This is a genomic window from Thiofilum sp. (assembly GCF_016711335.1).
In the GTDB taxonomy this organism is placed as follows: Bacteria; Pseudomonadota; Gammaproteobacteria; order Thiotrichales; family Thiotrichaceae; genus Thiofilum.
Genome location: NZ_JADJTF010000001.1, coordinates 3,563,091 through 3,578,918 on the forward strand (window position 1 = coordinate 3,563,091; position 15,828 = coordinate 3,578,918).

Annotated in this window: 16 protein-coding genes; 9 read left to right on the forward strand and 7 right to left on the reverse strand. The window is 43.1% G+C overall.

What is annotated here, in order from left to right; all coding sequences use genetic code 11:
* Nucleotides 1-126: 126 nt before the first annotated feature.
* Entirely contained in the window at nt 127-876 is a 750-nt protein-coding gene (locus tag IPL34_RS16660; RefSeq protein WP_296842623.1) for a CHAT domain-containing protein, read from the forward strand.
* A gap of 54 nt (nt 877-930) precedes the next feature.
* Here IPL34_RS16660 and IPL34_RS16665 read toward each other — a convergent pair whose 3' ends face one another.
* The 3 genes from IPL34_RS16665 to IPL34_RS16675 all read right to left on the reverse strand — a co-directional run bounded on the left by IPL34_RS16665 (nt 931) and on the right by IPL34_RS16675 (nt 6,185).
* A complete protein-coding gene (locus IPL34_RS16665) occupies nt 931-1,824 on the reverse strand; it encodes a hypothetical protein (protein WP_296842624.1) in 894 nt (297 codons plus the stop codon).
* A 124-nt stretch (nt 1,825-1,948) separates the two neighbouring features.
* Nucleotides 1,949-5,128, reverse strand: coding sequence for a caspase family protein (locus IPL34_RS16670; protein ID WP_296842625.1), 3,180 nt, complete (start codon nt 5,126-5,128; stop codon nt 1,949-1,951).
* A 28-nt stretch (nt 5,129-5,156) separates the two neighbouring features.
* On the reverse strand, nt 5,157-6,185 hold the full coding sequence (locus IPL34_RS16675; protein WP_296842626.1) for an SUMF1/EgtB/PvdO family nonheme iron enzyme: 1,029 nt from the start codon (nt 6,183-6,185) through the stop codon (nt 5,157-5,159).
* Between the two features lie 295 nt (nt 6,186-6,480).
* Between IPL34_RS16675 and IPL34_RS16680 the strand changes: the two genes are divergently transcribed.
* From IPL34_RS16680 to argB, 7 genes are all read left to right on the forward strand, one after another.
* The gene (locus IPL34_RS16680; RefSeq protein WP_296842627.1) at nt 6,481-6,732 is read left to right on the forward strand and encodes a type II toxin-antitoxin system Phd/YefM family antitoxin; all 252 of its coding nucleotides are present in this window, start codon (nt 6,481-6,483) and stop codon (nt 6,730-6,732) included.
* Complete coding sequence (locus tag IPL34_RS16685; RefSeq protein WP_296842628.1) at nt 6,729-7,106, forward strand: type II toxin-antitoxin system VapC family toxin; 378 nt, start codon at nt 6,729-6,731, stop codon at nt 7,104-7,106. Before IPL34_RS16680 ends, IPL34_RS16685 begins: the two co-directional genes overlap by 4 nt.
* A 93-nt stretch (nt 7,107-7,199) precedes the next feature.
* On the forward strand, nt 7,200-7,601 hold the full coding sequence (locus tag IPL34_RS16690; RefSeq protein ID WP_296842629.1) for a hypothetical protein: 402 nt from the start codon (nt 7,200-7,202) through the stop codon (nt 7,599-7,601).
* Entirely contained in the window at nt 7,601-9,439 is a 1,839-nt protein-coding gene (locus tag IPL34_RS16695; protein ID WP_296842630.1) for a tetratricopeptide repeat protein, read from the forward strand. Before IPL34_RS16690 ends, IPL34_RS16695 begins: the two co-directional genes overlap by 1 nt.
* 105 nt (nt 9,440-9,544) lie before the next feature.
* Entirely contained in the window at nt 9,545-9,733 is a 189-nt protein-coding gene (locus IPL34_RS20770; protein ID WP_366931072.1) for a Uma2 family endonuclease, read from the forward strand.
* Between the two features lie 38 nt (nt 9,734-9,771).
* Entirely contained in the window at nt 9,772-10,092 is a 321-nt protein-coding gene (locus IPL34_RS16700) for a DUF3144 domain-containing protein (protein WP_296842631.1), read from the forward strand.
* Nucleotides 10,089-10,973 carry an acetylglutamate kinase gene (gene argB, locus IPL34_RS16705; protein WP_296842632.1) on the forward strand — a complete coding sequence of 295 codons (885 nt, stop codon included), beginning with the start codon at nt 10,089-10,091 and terminating at the stop codon, nt 10,971-10,973. Before IPL34_RS16700 ends, argB begins: the two co-directional genes overlap by 4 nt.
* A 15-nt stretch (nt 10,974-10,988) precedes the next feature.
* On the opposite strand, the gene IPL34_RS16710 is transcribed toward argB, so the two are convergent.
* Nucleotides 10,989-11,654, reverse strand: coding sequence for a DUF4124 domain-containing protein (locus tag IPL34_RS16710; protein WP_296842633.1), 666 nt, complete (start codon nt 11,652-11,654; stop codon nt 10,989-10,991).
* Between the two features lie 251 nt (nt 11,655-11,905).
* Between IPL34_RS16710 and IPL34_RS16715 the strand changes: the two genes are divergently transcribed.
* Nucleotides 11,906-13,504: a GMC oxidoreductase gene (locus IPL34_RS16715; RefSeq protein WP_296842634.1), complete on the forward strand. Its 1,599-nt coding sequence runs from the start codon at nt 11,906-11,908 to the stop codon at nt 13,502-13,504.
* A 48-nt stretch (nt 13,505-13,552) separates the two neighbouring features.
* On the opposite strand, the gene IPL34_RS16720 is transcribed toward IPL34_RS16715, so the two are convergent.
* The 3 genes from IPL34_RS16720 to IPL34_RS16730 are packed head-to-tail and all read right to left on the reverse strand — an operon-like array spanning nt 13,553 to nt 15,802.
* On the reverse strand, nt 13,553-14,416 hold the full coding sequence (locus tag IPL34_RS16720) for a transporter associated domain-containing protein (protein WP_296842635.1): 864 nt from the start codon (nt 14,414-14,416) through the stop codon (nt 13,553-13,555).
* On the reverse strand, nt 14,413-14,925 hold the full coding sequence (gene ybeY / locus IPL34_RS16725) for an rRNA maturation RNase YbeY (RefSeq protein WP_296842636.1): 513 nt from the start codon (nt 14,923-14,925) through the stop codon (nt 14,413-14,415). The genes IPL34_RS16720 and ybeY overlap by 4 nt, the downstream gene beginning before the upstream one ends.
* On the reverse strand, nt 14,897-15,802 hold the full coding sequence (locus IPL34_RS16730; protein ID WP_296843081.1) for a PhoH family protein: 906 nt from the start codon (nt 15,800-15,802) through the stop codon (nt 14,897-14,899). The genes ybeY and IPL34_RS16730 overlap by 29 nt, the downstream gene beginning before the upstream one ends.
* Nucleotides 15,803-15,828 lie beyond the last annotated feature (26 nt).

Consider the following 15,828-nt stretch of genomic DNA (forward strand, 5'->3'; position numbering starts at 1 on the left):
GGGGTCAATGAAAGGGGTCAATGAAAGGGGTCTATGAATTTTGGCATATTTAATGGTGGGATGCCATGCAGTGTTTTTCTAGCGAAGTCGTTATAATGAGCCAATAGTTTACTCTTAGGCAACACTATGCAGCATACAATTCTAGTTCTCGCCGCTAATCCTACCGACACTAAACCACTGCGCCTTGATCAAGAGGTGCGCGATATTCGAGAAGGCTTGCAACGCGCTCAACAACGTGATGCTTTTAAGTTAGAAACACGCCATGCGTTACGTGCTCAGGATTTACGCCGTGCTTTATTAGAAGTGAAACCCACCATTGTGCATTTTAGTGGGCATGGTGAGGGCTTATTAGGCTTAATGCTTGAGGATCCAACGGGCAAAGCCCAAGCTATTCCTAATGAGGCCTTAGGTAGTTTGTTGAGTTTGTTTAAAGATAAGATTCAGTGTGTGCTACTCAATGCATGTTATAGCCGTGTGCAAGCGGAGGTAATCACTCAATATATTCCCTATGTCATAGGCATGTCAGAGGCTATTTCCGATAAGGCGGCACTGGAATATGCCGTAGCCTTTTATGATGCATTAGGAGCTGGAGAGTCATTTGAGTTTGCACATCAATTGGGGGTGACAGCAATTGGTTTGGCGGGGATCAAAGGGGCGGAGATTCCAGTGCTGCTAACTAATACAGCGTTATTAAAACCTGTTGTGGCAGAGCCAGTGACTAGGGGGGCGAGTACTTCTAGCTTATCGGTGCGTAATCATGAATTGCTGCTTAAGAAACTGGAGCTATTGCAGCGGCAACGAATTATGGAGACGCGTGTGGAGGAGCAAATGCGGCTAGATTGGGTAATTGAGGAAACGCAGAAGCTATTGAGCTAGTACGGATTACTAGCAATCCGTACCGCATCAATACACCGTAAAAATACTCAAAGCTTAATGCACTGAGCCATTAGGTTGATCAGCTAAAATGGCTTCTACCTCTGCCAAGCTTAATTGAAAAATATCCGCAATCGCTTGATGAGTCAGGGTATTCATTTGGGCTAATTGCTGCACACCACGACGCACCCGCTGCTGTTCTGCTTGACGCAATTTCTGCTCATTCAAAAGCTGTTGGTCTTTTTCATCTAATAAGGGTTGTAATTGCCGCATAGTTGCCTCTACTCCCCAACGATAACTGGCAAAGCGAGTGACATCGACTTGTGTAAGCATATTTTTTGCCTCGTCTAGGTTGGCTTGTAAGTCTCTATTATCTGCTAAAGTTTCTAGCATTTCATAATAATTCCGAAACGCTTGTTCGTTATCAGCAGTCAATTGTCGGAGACGCAACACAATATAATTGACAATTTCCTGCGCATCCTGACCTTTAAAATCACACAAGATTGCCAAAACTAAGGCTTCTGGCGTGTCCTGAGTGATTAATAAATTGCAATCTACCGTGTGCATATCGAGTACTTGATAACGATACTGTAGGTCAGGCTGTAAGTACTCATTGGGCATCGTCAGACGGGATTTACCAATATAGACCAAATACTGATATACGGGTTCATCCTGATAAAGCATCACAATATCAGTGAGATAACGCAACATACGAATCGGCATGGTCGCATCGTTGGCGTTTTGAATTTCGACATGGAGAATAAATTGCTCACCATTAGCGCGGCGACGCATGCGAGCAACCATATCAGCACGGCGTGATTCAATGCGTTGTTGTTCGGTTTGTAATAATTCTACCGAATCGTGCTCTACATCAAGATGCAGCAAAATATTGGCAATATCAGCGGCTAAATGTTGTAACACGTCTTTACTAATAATGTCTTTTTCAGCCATCAGAGTGCTTTCTTAGGTGAATGGGTAAATAGATTATAGTGATTTTAGGGCTGTGGGGTTGGGTAATTATTCATTCATTACAGCTCACGCCACTTATACAGTGGCAGAGCAAGATTAAGTACTTTTATCGGCATTTATAGTTATGAGTGTGATTAGGGTCTGTATAGGGGTGTGCATGGGTGGTTGCCCCAGTACATCCGGGAACAGCAGGGTGCGTATGAGTGTAATCTTGTGGCGTTGCTGCCTCAGGTGCTTTGACTACCTCTCTTTTCTTATCACAATTGCCACTAGAACAATCTACTACTGTGCGGACTACCTCCTTAATAACAGGCTTACTCTGAGAATCAATCAATCTTTGCAAATTATCACCTGCATAGCTATCTCCTAACTTTTTAGCTTTTAAATACCACTCCATTGCAGAGTCAATATCGCCTTGCTCTTCATAAATTATAGCTAAACTATTCTGAGATGAAATATTTCCGGCTTCAGCAGCTTTTTTAAGCCACATAATAGCATCTTCTTTGTTAAGTTCTTTACGATAGTAAAGAATCCCTAAATTATTTTGAGCTACATTATTATTCTGATCTGCAGCCAATTTATACCATTTTTTGGCAGTATCTAAATTTTCTTTCACGCCTGTAGTTCCGTAATCATAAATCGTACCTAATTTAAGCTGGGCTGAACTACTTCCTAGATTAGCTGCCTCAGTATAAAGCTCGATAGCCTTTGAAGCATTTTCACTTACTCCCTCACCTTCTTCATGCATTAAACCTAACTCATATATAGCTCTTGCATCATTCTGATCTGCTGCTTTTTGAAATAAATCTAATGCTTGTAAGCTATCTGGTTTAAGGCCTAACTTTCCATATCGGTAAGCCCAACCTATTGCTCTCTGAGCGCGAGCGTTTCCTTGATCTGCTGCTTTCTTATACCAATTAAGCGCCTGTTTTTCATCTTTTTCTAAACCAGCTTTATCATCCTCAAAAAACCAAGCCAAACTAACTTGCCCCTTTTCATTTTCTTGACTTGCAGATTTCCTATATAACTCCAATGCCTTTAACTCATCTTTTTTTAGTTCAGCTTTACCATACTCGTAGAACTCACCTAAATTAGCTTGTGCCATAGCATTGCCTTGATCGGCTGCTTTTTGATATAGCTCTAAAGCTTTCTTTTCATTTTTTTCTAAGCCTCCTTTTCCAGAAGCATAAAACCAACCTAAATTATTTTGTGCATTAGCATAACCTTGATTTGCTGATTTTTTATATAACTCAACTGCCTTTTCTTCATTTTTAGGCAATCCGTATAAAGCTCTTTCATAAGCAAAGCCTAGCTCAAGCTGGGCACGCGCTATGTCTTTATCCACCAATGCTTTTAAAAGATTTATAGCTAATTTTTCGTCTTTTTTTAACCCTCCTTCACCTTTGGCATGCATCAATGCTAAATTTACTTGGGCATCAATATTCCCTTGTTGTGCTGATGCTTCATATAATTGACGCGCTTTTTCTTCATTTTTTTCTAAGCCTGCCTTTCCAGAAGCATGAAACCGACCTAAATTATTTTGTGCATCAGAGTTATTCTGATTGGCTGCTTTTTGATATAAGTCTAAAGCCTTTTTTTCATCTTTATCTAAACCACCTTTACCTTTCGCATAAAAGGCTCCTAAATTATTTTGAGCTTGGGCATAACCTTGCTTTACTGCTGCCTCATAAAGATCTAGTGCTTTCTTTTCATCTTTTTCTAAGCCTCCTTTTCCAGACTCATAAAACCAACCCAGATTATTTTGTGCATAAGCTAGCTGTTGATTTGAAGCCTTTTTATACCACTTAGTAGCCTCCTCCTCGGATTTCTCCACTCCTCTTCCATATTCATACATAACACCTAAGGCATATTGGGCGTAACCAAAACCTTTTTCAGCTGCTTTCTCTAAAATAGGTATAGCTAAAGCCTGCTGCTCATAGTTATCTGATCCTCGATATTGATTGGCTATCCAGCTATCTACAATCGGGTCATTTAAGTGCTTTAAGGTCTCTAATTTTTTATAGGCTTCCTGACTCTGTACTAAATAATGATCAGCTCTATCAGAATTCTTATCAAATCCTGCTGCCCCCCCTCGATAACCCCATTCTAACATCATACCTGCAAACACATTACCTTGATTGCTTAAACTCTCTAATTGCTCCACAGAGCTTTTATTAGAACTAAGATAAACATCCATAGCTTGGGCTAAAGCTTTTTGTTCAGTATTATCGCTCACTTGTTGTGTAGCAATACTAACAGCTTGCATTTGTGGATCTGCACTAGATACAGACATAGCACCTTCGGCAACTAAAAGCTCTTGCAAATTAATTAACTCTTTTGGATTTTTCTGGGCCTTGATTAATAGCTCTGCTATTTGTGCTTTGGTAGATTCCCCGAATAGTTTTTTAGCCTTAGGCAATCCTGCAAAATATAGTCGACCTGACAACCCTTTAATTTCACGAGGTAACTGCTTGAAGTTCGTTGACACTTCAACATCTCTCCTTACTAAATCAAAAATATCAGCTAAATCGATCTCTGGGGTACGCAGATGTTTTAATAAAGCAGTGGCATAAGGACTATTACGTTGCCCACTATCACCATCTAAAGCTATCGTTCCAGGTGAAGCCGAATACGCTACCCAAAACCCCGAAGGAAAACTAATCTCACCCAGTCCTTGTGCTATTTTAGCACTACGAGCTCCTTGCTCTAACTTTGCTTTATATGGGTTATCACGACATGCATCTAAAATAACAATACCCGCTTTAGGCTGACCCTCTTTTAAAGAGCTTAATACTGTATCTAATTTAATACCGTCACCATTCTCCAACATTATCTTAGAAGCGTAGTCACTACCAATCGGTAATAAGTAATTCACACCATCAACTTGCAAACCATGACCCGCAAAATAATAAACCACTATGCTATTAGGGTTTTCTAATAAAAGAAGCTTAATATCCTCTAAAGCATTTAGTATTTGAGAGCGGGTTGCATCATAGAGTACCTTAGGCTCCTCAAACCCAAGCTCTTTTAGAGCCTTTGCCATATCCTCCGCATCATGCTTAGGATTAATCAACGATTTTTCACTATAATCACTATTACCAATTATTAAGGCAAAACGTTTTCCAGACGTATCAATAACAACACCATTACTCACTTTACTTTCTGGAGTAGTATTTTCTGCATAGCTAAAATAAGGTGTGACTAATAAAGATAATACTAGGCTGGATAAAAATAGTTTAGGTAACAACAAACGAACTATATCCAAGGATTTTATTGCATGACTCATACGGGCACTCCCATTTTATTAACTAAACTTACTCAATATCCAAAGCCACACGAAAACCTACCCCATCACTGCGCTCTGAAGCCCATGCAGTATAGCGATAGGCTGATCTGAGCATTTCAGCTCCCCTAACCCATGAGCCGCCACGCAATACATAAGCGGTTTGTTCTGGATTAACTAAGGTATTAACCTGCTTGCCATACTCTATATAAGGATCAGCACACCACTCCCATACATTACCGTGCATATCGTACAAACCATATGCATTAGGCTTATAGGAAGCGACCTTAGCAGTACCCGACTCCTTACCTTCTATTGAGCATGATTTACCCTGAGCACCATCAAAACGAGCGCCATTTTTGGCATTAGAATCACAAGCGGGCGGCTCACTTCCCCAAGAATAAGCATTCTTTTCCCACTCACCTGCTCGTGCGGCGTACTCCCATTCAATTTCTGTTGGCAAACGATAGCGCTTACCTGTTTTGCTGCTAAGCCAACGCAAATAATCCTTAGTATCCAACCAACTGACATTGATAACAGGATGTGAACCGCGCCCCCAACCATGATCAGCAGGTGTGTAGCCATTACATCCACCCTCAGCAACACACGCATCCCATTGAAAAAAAGTGATCTCGGTACTAGATAACTGAAAACCACGCACTTCAATAGGTTTAGCCAAGTGTTTTTCATGCTCAAAACAGCGCTTTACGATACCCTTTACTAGATCGCGTGGCTCTAGACACCCCATCACAAATGCACCACTTGGTATAGCGACCATTTCCGGAAGTAGAGGAAGTTGTACCCATTGCTGATAGGCGAAGTATCCTCCAGCGACCCCACTAAAAATACCCACACCCATAGCTAGTTTTTTCCCAAAGATCGAAAACACTGAAATAGCTAGGCGCTGATGGGCTTTAACCAATTGTTGTTGAGTATCTTCAATAACAGCATCTAGCCGCATCTGCTCCTCAACACGAGTTTCTAGCGCACGCTGTCTCTGTAAACGATCTAATTTTTCTTCGAGAATCTGAATGGGTTTAGGCTTGGGGTTATCCGACATAAAAATCCTTCAGCACTCATATTGTGGCTCAGCGGCAAGAGGGGTTGAAAAGTGCAGATTACCAACAGCAAAGAGTCAATACTATCTTAAAAAGATGACCGCTAGTCTGAAAGGATTGGATAAATAAGTCAACAAGCTAAAAAGAGCCTCCAGCCTAAATCAATATTTTATCTAAAGTTGCACAACTTTTTATAAACTTGAAACACACTTTAGGCATAAAAACCCTATCACTAACACTTCTTTCGTATCTGCTTGACTACCAGACCAGACTAGACCAGACTCATAGTAGAGGTACATGATTATGCACATTACTAATATCTCAGAGGCTAAAAGCAGCCTATCGGCTTTGATTGCTTTGGTTGAGCAAGGTCAAGAAATCATTATTGGCAAAGCAGGCAAACCCGTTGCGCGTTTAATTCCCTATCAAGCGGATCAAGCCGACCGTGTATTGGGTGGGAGTTGGGAAGGCAAGGTCAAAATAGCAGACGACTTTGACACTCTACCTGCTGAAATTATGAGCGCTTTTCAGGGTTATGGGACACTATGAATCTACTGTTAGATACGCATGCTCTCATTTGGGCACTGGAAAATAACCCTACTTTAAGCACACCAGCACGAGCCGCCATCATTAACGGCAAAAACAATGTTTATGTAAGCGCTGCCTCGGTCTGGGAAATGTCCATTAAACAGGCACTAGGTAAACTCGAAGTACCAGATAACCTATTTGAAGAAATTAAGGCTCACCGTTTTATACACTTACCTATTGCGCTAGCACATGGCGATGTCGCCGGAAAACTTCCCGCGATTCACCAAGACTCTTTTGATCGTATGCTTATTGCTCAGGCTCTAATAGAAAATCTAGTGTTAGTCACTAGAGATCAGTATATCCCTCAATATGCGGTCAAAGTACTTCAGGCTTAATGATAGTGTGTCATTAAGTACCCCTTATTCCAGTTTATCTACCGTTAATCATTAGGCTATACTGCTTTTATTCCCTCCTCTCTAAGGGCAGTTATGGCAAATCCCTTGACTATTACTGATATTCAGCAACAACGACTTACTTTGCTTCATCAAAAGTTGGCTAAATTGTACGAGCAATTTGATTTGGAAACGGATGCGGCGCGTAAGTTTCAGCTTGAGCATTTGATTAAAGATACTGAGGCGGAAATTCAGGGGCTACTTCATTCGCCCCCTTCCCCAGCCCTTCCCCCGCAAGGGGGGCAGGGAGTAAGAGAGGGTAAGCCTATGAGTGATGCTATGAAGGCGGCTTGGATTGGCGCGGCTGCTGTGTTATTGGGGATTATTATTACTGTTATTATGGTGTTTACCAGTGGGAGCAAGGGTGATTGTAGCGGCGACCTTAGTAATGTTACAGGCGGCGTAGAAATCAACTGTCATAATCAAGGGGGCAAGTAATGTTAAAGCGTACTTTATTGAGTTTGTTATTAGCGGGAGTACTGTCCCCTTTGCCTGCTGTTTATGCTGAGGTGAGTTTATTTTCTAAAACTGAAATCGGTGATTGCATTCCACAAATTGATGGGCAAGTAGATTCGCTGACGATTAATTGTCACAACAGTACTATTCCTGAAGCCGCTTTAAAATCACTGGAGTCTTCTTTAAAGGAGATGGTAGTGAAACGCATGGAGCAAATGCGTACCCCTGAAGAAGTTGAAAAACTTATGGCGGATTTACGTGAAGAAATTGCGAGTTGGGAAAAGCGCTATCATGAGTTGGAAGCAAGTATTCAAGCGGGTTTAGTTACTGAACCTGATAATGAGCGTTTAAAAGAAGCTGATGCGGCATTGAAACAAGGTGACTTTGAGAAGGCGGCAAAGATTTTAGAAGAGTTGGCTGATAAGCAAGAAAAAGAAGTGGACAAAGCAGCCGATTATCAATACCGAGCGGGGCAGGCTTTGCAATTGGCTTTTAAGCCACAAAAAGCGTTGGAGCATTTGAAAAAGGCTTATCAATATCGTCCTGAGAATGAAACATATGCTTTTGATTATTCGCTACTTTTACAGAAACAAAATCAGCGTAATGAAGCCGAACAGGTTTATATTGCATTATTAAAACAATGGAAAGCAGAAAGTACTCTCAATAATGCAAAAATCGCCGGGTTGTTAAACAATCTGGCTGCTTTAATCGACGATGACACCCATCGGCGCAACGACGCTGAATCCCTTTATAACGAAGCCCTTACCCTCAGACGACAACTCGCTAAGGATAATCCCAACATCTATTTACCCCATGTCGCCATGACCTTAAACAATCTGGCTACTTTGGTCGACGATGACACCCAACGACGCAACGACGCTGAATCCCTTTATAACGAAGCCCTTACTATCTATCGTCAACTCGCTAAGCAGAATCCCAACGTCTATTTACCCGATGTCGCCATGACCCTAAACAATCTGGCTAATTTGGTCAGCGATGACGCCCAACGACGCAAGGACGCCGAAACCCTTTATAACGAAGCCTTAACCCTGCATCGCCAACTTGCCAAAGATAATCCTAATGTCTATTTACCTGATATCGCCATCACTTTAAACAATTTGGCTAATTTGGTCAGCGATGACGCCCAACGACGCAAGGATGCCGAAACTCTCTATAACGAAGCCTTAACCCTGCATCGCCAACTCGCCAAAAATAATCCCAACGTCTATTTACCCCATGTCGCAGGAATCTTAAACAATCTGGCTGCTTTGTTCAGCGATGATACCCAACGACGTAAGGACGCCGAAACCCTCTATAACGAAGCCTTAGCCCTGTATCGCCAACTCGTCAAGGATAATCCCAACGTCTATTTACCCTATGTTGCCATGACCTTAAGCAACTTGGCTGCTTTAATGAGTCAAGACACCCAAGGACGCAAGAAAGCGGAAACCTTCTACAACGAAGTACTAACCCTCAGACGACAACTCGCCGAAGACAATCCCAACGTCTATTTGCCTGATTTAGCCAGTACTTTAGGAAATTATGGTGTAGCTCACCTGAATTGGAACGATAAAGAAAAAGCTTTTGTCTTATTAAAAGAAGCCACTGAAATACTGTCACCTCTGGCTCAACAGTACCCTAATATTTATGGCGACAAACAAGCACGTAACCTATTTTCAGCGACAGAAGCTAGCCAAGACAAAACTTACATCTGCCAAGCCATGCAGGAAGCTGTTCAGGTAGTACAAACAAGGGAAGATATTAAACAAAAAGCTGAAAAAGCCATTGCATTTTGCAAGCAAGAGGGGATTTTAAAATAAGCGCAAAGACTAAAATACCCGCTCGGCAGTAAAAGTAATGAACAGCCCGAACAATCGCAGCCTGTACTAGCTCAAACTTACGTTGACAGAGAAACCAGCCATGTGATGCTCAGGATTTACTCCCCCCTCCTCAACTATCATGGACATGGAAAAAAGCTCCGACTCTACGAGCGTCACGGTGTTAAAACCTATTGGATTATTCACCCCACCGACCAATGGCTCATAGTCTATCGTCCAGCAAAACAAAGCTACCTTGCACGAATCCATACCCCTTTTACCTGCAACTCTTTATAATCCGCTTTTTTAAGTACCTACAAAGGGCTTGGTAGTACATGAGTACTTCACATTCCACACCACCTGATCAAGATGACACCTTCTGGGATATGGCGGACAGCTTTATTGAGCTAGCGAATCAATTAACCGAACAAGCCGCCGATCCTAATGCCGTCATTGCAGCTATGACCTATGCCACCACACGCTTTAGTGCCTTTATTGCAGCGGTCAATTCACTCGATAGAGCCGAATTTACCGAAGATATGGATAGCAATATGGAACTCTTAAGCCGTCAATATCGGCGTTGGTTAGGCGAAAACCTACGTGACTATCGTGATAATTTTAAAGTTTATATTCGTACCGAGGACGATCCCACATGAACAGCACTCCTAGTGATACCGCTGCTATTTTAATTGAAGCACTGCCCTATATTCAGCGTTATGCAGGTAAAACCATTGTTGTGAAATACGGCGGCAATGCCATGACTGAACCTGCCCTACAGCAAAGCTTTGCCCGCGACATTGTGCTACTCAAGCAAGTGGGGATTAACCCTGTAGTGGTGCATGGGGGTGGACCACAAATTAATAGCTATCTCAGTCAGCTTAATATCGAAAGTCGCTTTATTGATGGCATGCGCGTCACTAACTCCGAAACCATGGATGTGGTGCAAATGGTGCTAGGGGGCTTGGTCAATAAGCAAATTGTTAGTCTTATCAATCAAGCGGGGGGACGAGCCATTGGTTTAACGGGTAAAGATGGCAATATGATTAAAGCCCGTAAACTGCTGCTAGAACGTAAGGCACTGGATAATCAACCCTCTGAAATCATTGATCTAGGTCATGTGGGTGAAATCACCAGTATTGACGCTAGTGTGGTGCGTATGTTGGAAGAGGATCGTTATATTCCGGTGATCGCACCTATTGGAGTGGGTGAGGATGGGGCGAGCTATAATATTAATGCCGACATTGTAGCGGGTAAGCTGGCTCAAGTGCTCAATGCTGAGAAACTTTTACTCCTGACCAATACTCCGGGGGTATTGAATAAACAAGGTCAACTCATGCCCGAACTCAGCCGTGATGATATTAATAATTTGATCGCTGATGGCACGATTCACGGCGGTATGCTGCCTAAGCTCACCTGTGCTACCGATGCCCTCGCAGCCGGTGCGCGGAGTGCTTGTATTATTGATGGACGCTTAGCTCATGCCGTGCTACTCGAACTTCTAACCGATACCGGAGTAGGCACTCTAGTCACCCCTTAATCAAGCGCACTTTAATCAATTAGCAGACGCAGCAGGTGTTTCTTGCAGAGCACCTGACTCTGCTGTCTTAGCGGCTTTTGCTTGGAGCAACTCTTGCAAACGCAGCTTATCTGACTCGTATTGCTCATTGAGCTTTAGTGTTTCCATTAAGCCTTGTTGAATGGCTTTATCGTAGTTTGCTAAATCAGCCTCACTGGTTTTAATAAAGCCCTCTAAGGTCTTAATCTGATCTTTATCTTTGGTTTTAGCCAACTTGTCGCGTTGCTTATTAAGATCGGTGGCTAATTTAGCGCGAGTTTCACGTAATTGACCCAAGCTAGACTTTTGCAGATTGAGGCGGCTTTCATAAACTGCCACTAACTCATCTACCGTTGCGTAGGTATCCAGCAAATTTTGCTCTAGTACCGCTTTATACTTCGCCTCTTCAGCTAATTGCTGTTGTTTAAGCTTGGCTTCTTTAGCAGCGGCTAATTCGGCGGCGGTTTTAGCCGGAGGCGCTACTTTAACAGTAGTCCCTTGCTTATTTAGCTCAGCATGCCCTAGACCTGTCACTTGGGGAGGAATCTTATCTGAGTAGCTCACCTTACCATTCGCATCAACCCAACGATAAAGCTCAGCCTGCACTCCTGTAGTACAGCATAGCAGTATACAACTTAGGACAAGATAGGCACGTTTGATCATGATAATGGCCCGATTATTAGTATAAACATAAGAGCTTTTAATAAAGCCAATACCTGTTAATCATCCCATACTTGTACCTAGCTTGCTGAATTATCAGATAAATGGAAAAATATCTTCTTTATAAATCGCTAGCTTCCTAAACCTTCCATTAATAATTTTTATTACAACACTCATCAGGAAGTCACTGTTTAGCACCTGCCCACTATTCTTAGAATGGGGCTATTCAGTCAATCATAAAAAGTACTACCACCATGAAACAACCTGCTCAACCTTCGCGCCGTCAATTTTTAAAACTTTCCAGTGCCGCTGCGGGCGTGGGTCTAGCCGCGACCAGTCCTAGCGCTAATGCGTTTTTATTTACCACTACTAAACCCGCTCGTACTATTAAAGCCGTGGTCATTGGTACGGGCTTTGGTGGAGCCGTTGCGGGGCTGCGTTTAGGTCAAGCGGGCGTTAAAACCTTAATGATTGAGCGCGGTCAATGGTGGCGTACTCAAGCCAATTTTAATGTGTTTAGTGCGAACTTACCCGCTGATCACCGTAGCTCATGGTTTAAAACCCTCTCCTCCCCACCCGTTAAAATCGAGTTGCCCGTGCTACCCTATGCCGGAGTGCTGGACTATACCGATTTTAATGGCTTGCGTACCTATCAAGGGGCGGCAGTTGGCGGTGGCTCCATTGTGTATGGCGGGGTTACGGTGCGTTCACCCAATTTCGTACTACAATCGATTTTTAATGGGCAGGTTAATGTGAGTGAGATGGAGACCAAATACTATCCTCGCGCCGAGGCTATTATTAGAGCGTCTACCATTCCTGAGGATTTGTTGAATACTCAATACTATCGTTATGCCCAAGTCTTTAAACAACATGCTGAAAAGGCTGGCTATACCGTAAAACCCACCCCCAGCGCCTATGACTTTGATATTATTCGCAAAGAAATTAATGGCACTATTAAAGCCTCGGCGATTAATGGCGAAACGATTTACGGTAATAATAATGGCTGTAAAAAATCCCTCGATAAAAGCTATCTACAGCTAGCACTCAATACCAATAATGTCACCATTGCAGATCTCACTATTGTGGATAGTATTAAGCCGTTCGGCGCGGGCTATAGCGTGTTTACCCGTAAGATCAATGATTGGGGTACAACGCTTTATTATGAAGAAATCCGTTGTGAGTACTTATTTCTAGGCGCTGGTGTGGTAGGCACGAATACTTTACTACTGAAAGCCAAAGCAGAAGGTAGCCTGCCTAATTTAAATCAACATGTAGGTACTAAAGTGGGTGGCAATGGCGATGTGACTTGGGCGCGTACCGTGCCAGAGGCATTAGGGGCTAAACAAGCGGCTCCCCTGACCCAAACCATAGAAGACTTTAGTAATCCTTATGGTCCTATGACCCTAGAATGTGCCTATTTCCCCACAGGCATTGATCTGCGCTCACTGGTGCAATTAGGGGTGCATTTCGACAAGGATCGTACCGGTCCTGGCACTTTTACCTACTCTAAGTGGCAAAATAAACTCACTATGAATTGGCCCAGCGATGCAGGCACTAAACCTACTCAAGCCCATGAACATATTGTCAATCGTTTAAATCGCATTAATGGTGGCATTAGTGGCGTGCCCATTTTTATTACTAAACCCTCCACGACACGGGTTGCACACCCTTTAGGGGGCATACCTTTAGGTTTAGCGACGGATGCTTATGGGCGACTTTATGGATATAAGCGTTTATATGTCGTCGATGGCAGTTTAATTCCGGGGTCGTGCTTAGCTAACCCTTCACTGACGATTGCTGCACTAGCAGAGCGCAATATGGAAACGATATTAGCACAGGATATACGGGCTTAAGCACCATAACCCAGTACTCCCCTAGTTGAGGAGTGCTGGGAACTTGGTTTAAGTCACAGGAGTGGTATGAGGCTGCTTGCCCACCAACACTTCAATTTGCTCAATACGGCGACTGTCCCCCAATAGCACACGCAGGGTTAAATCGCCAATCGTCGTTTCTTCGCCCGGACGCGGGATTTTACCAAGTTGATTAATCATCAAACCCGCCACTGTGTCCGCCGCATCGTCATCTAGCTCTATCCCTACTAATTCATTGAGTTCCTCAATAGGGGTAATACCTGACACTAAATAACGCCCGCCACCTTGCTGAATAATATTAGGATCTTCATCTTCCTCATCGTCGTATTCATCATCAATATCACCGACGATTTGCTCTAATACATCCTCAAAGGTTACTAAGCCCGCAATACCCGCATATTCATCAATGACTACCGCCATATGAGCGCGATTATTACGAAACTCTGCTAACAAACGGCTTAAGGGCTGCGTTTCAGGCACTATTAAAGCGGGGCGCACAATATCATCTATGGCAAACTCATCTTCCCGCCCGATATAACGCAGCAAATCTTTGGCAAGTAAGATACCAATCAGATCTTCACGATTATCCGCTACTACGGGATAGCGCGAGTGTTCCGTTTCCGCAATAAGCTTTAAAATGGTAGAAAAATCATCGTCATGCCCGATGAATTGCACCTGCGAACGCGGAATCATGACATCTTGCACTTGCAATGAACTAAAGTTCACTACGCCCTGCATCATATTGACTGCATCATCAGGCAAAATATTTTTTTTATTAATGCGGTGTAATTCTTCCATTAACTCGTCACGACTTTGCGTAGACAAGTCTAAGCGCTCAATTAACCATTGCTTCCAACGAGGTCGCGGCCTCGAATCTGAACTGTCGTTTTTCATGATTCCTGATTAAGTGGTTGATAAGGGTTGGGAATACCTAACTTCCCTAAAAGCGTAATTTCTAAGGTTTCCATTACCTCTGCTTCTGCATCGGTAATATGGTCATACCCTTGCAAATGCAAGAGACCATGAATTAATAAATGCGCCCAATGATGCTCTAGCGGTTTGTTTTGCTCTTGCGCCTCACGCTCAAGTACCTCTGCACAAATCACTAAATCGCCTAAATAATGTTGATCTAACTCCGCCAATAATTCCGGCTCTAAATCAAAATCAGGTAATTCATTGGGAAAAGATAAAATATTGGTCGCATAGTCTTTGCCGCGATAGTCAGCATTTAAACTACGTCCCTCCTCTGCATCGACAATACGCACCACACACTCACCTTGTTCTGGTTGTAATGCTGGTGCTAGCCAAGTTTGCATCTGCTCAAGGCTGGGAACACGCGGCCATTCAGCGGCATTTTGCAATTCTATGTGTAAGCTATTCATCATTCTGACTATGGCGCTCATACGCCTCTACGATACGTTGTACTAAGCTATGGCGCACCACATCTTTACTGTCAAAAAAGGTAAAACTAATCCCTTTGACATCATGTAAAATCTCTAGCACATGTTTTAAACCCGACTTTTGGTGGCGCGGTAAATCAATTTGGGTAATGTCCCCAGTAATGACAGCCGTAGAACCAAAGCCTAAGCGGGTTAAGAACATTTTCATTTGTTCAGTAGTCGTATTTTGTGCTTCATCCAACAAAATAAATGAGTCGTTTAAAGTACGTCCGCGCATATAAGCTAAGGGAGCGACTTCAATCACATGACGTTCAATGAGGCGCGTCACCTTCTCAATGCCCATCATCTCATACAGCGCATCATAAATAGGACGTAAATAAGGATCGATTTTTTGAGCTAAATCACCGGGTAAGAAACCAAGTTTTTCACCCGCTTCCACCGCTGGACGCACTAATACCAAACGTCTGACTTCATCACGCTCTAGCGCTTCTACCGCACAGGCCACCGCCAACCATGTTTTACCTGTACCCGCAGGCCCTACTCCAAAGTTCACATCATGGGCACGAATACGCTCAATATAGTCACGTTGACTTGCACCTTTCGGTTTAATATAGCCACGGCGAGTACGTACCTTTACCTCATTAGGATCACGATCTACTACAGCCTCTAAGTTCGCTTGCTGCATGGATAAATGGATATGCTCAGGGGTCAATAGAGTGTCTTGCGTTTCTGCATAGAGATCTTTCAACAACTGCTCGGCTGTGGTCACTACTGTGGGTAAACCCGTTAATTGAAACTGATGACCACGATTTTCAATCGTAATACCTAAGCGATTTTCAATTTGACGCAAATGCTGATCAAACTGACCACTTAAATTCATTAAGCGCTCAGTATCTACAGGCTCTA

Bases quoted from the DNA above. Each gene is read 5' to 3' on its own strand.
- IPL34_RS16660 (WP_296842623.1), top strand. From the start codon at position 127: ATGCAGCATACAATTCTAGTTCTCGCCGCTAATCCTACCGACACTAAA.
- IPL34_RS16665 (WP_296842624.1), bottom strand. From the start codon at position 1,824: ATGGCTGAAAAAGACATTATTAGTAAAGACGTGTTACAACATTTAGCC.
- IPL34_RS16670 (WP_296842625.1), bottom strand. From the start codon at position 5,128: ATGAGTCATGCAATAAAATCCTTGGATATAGTTCGTTTGTTGTTACCT.
- IPL34_RS16675 (WP_296842626.1), bottom strand. From the start codon at position 6,185: ATGTCGGATAACCCCAAGCCTAAACCCATTCAGATTCTCGAAGAAAAA.
- IPL34_RS16680 (WP_296842627.1), top strand. From the start codon at position 6,481: ATGATTATGCACATTACTAATATCTCAGAGGCTAAAAGCAGCCTATCG.
- IPL34_RS16685 (WP_296842628.1), top strand. From the start codon at position 6,729: ATGAATCTACTGTTAGATACGCATGCTCTCATTTGGGCACTGGAAAAT.
- IPL34_RS16690 (WP_296842629.1), top strand. From the start codon at position 7,200: ATGGCAAATCCCTTGACTATTACTGATATTCAGCAACAACGACTTACT.
- IPL34_RS16695 (WP_296842630.1), top strand. From the start codon at position 7,601: ATGTTAAAGCGTACTTTATTGAGTTTGTTATTAGCGGGAGTACTGTCC.
- IPL34_RS20770 (WP_366931072.1), top strand. From the start codon at position 9,545: ATGCTCAGGATTTACTCCCCCCTCCTCAACTATCATGGACATGGAAAA.
- IPL34_RS16700 (WP_296842631.1), top strand. From the start codon at position 9,772: ATGAGTACTTCACATTCCACACCACCTGATCAAGATGACACCTTCTGG.
- argB (WP_296842632.1), top strand. From the start codon at position 10,089: ATGAACAGCACTCCTAGTGATACCGCTGCTATTTTAATTGAAGCACTG.
- IPL34_RS16710 (WP_296842633.1), bottom strand. From the start codon at position 11,654: ATGATCAAACGTGCCTATCTTGTCCTAAGTTGTATACTGCTATGCTGT.
- IPL34_RS16715 (WP_296842634.1), top strand. From the start codon at position 11,906: ATGAAACAACCTGCTCAACCTTCGCGCCGTCAATTTTTAAAACTTTCC.
- IPL34_RS16720 (WP_296842635.1), bottom strand. From the start codon at position 14,416: ATGAAAAACGACAGTTCAGATTCGAGGCCGCGACCTCGTTGGAAGCAA.
- ybeY (WP_296842636.1), bottom strand. From the start codon at position 14,925: ATGAGCGCCATAGTCAGAATGATGAATAGCTTACACATAGAATTGCAA.
- IPL34_RS16730 (WP_296843081.1), bottom strand. From the start codon at position 15,802: ATGAATTTAAGTGGTCAGTTTGATCAGCATTTGCGTCAAATTGAAAAT.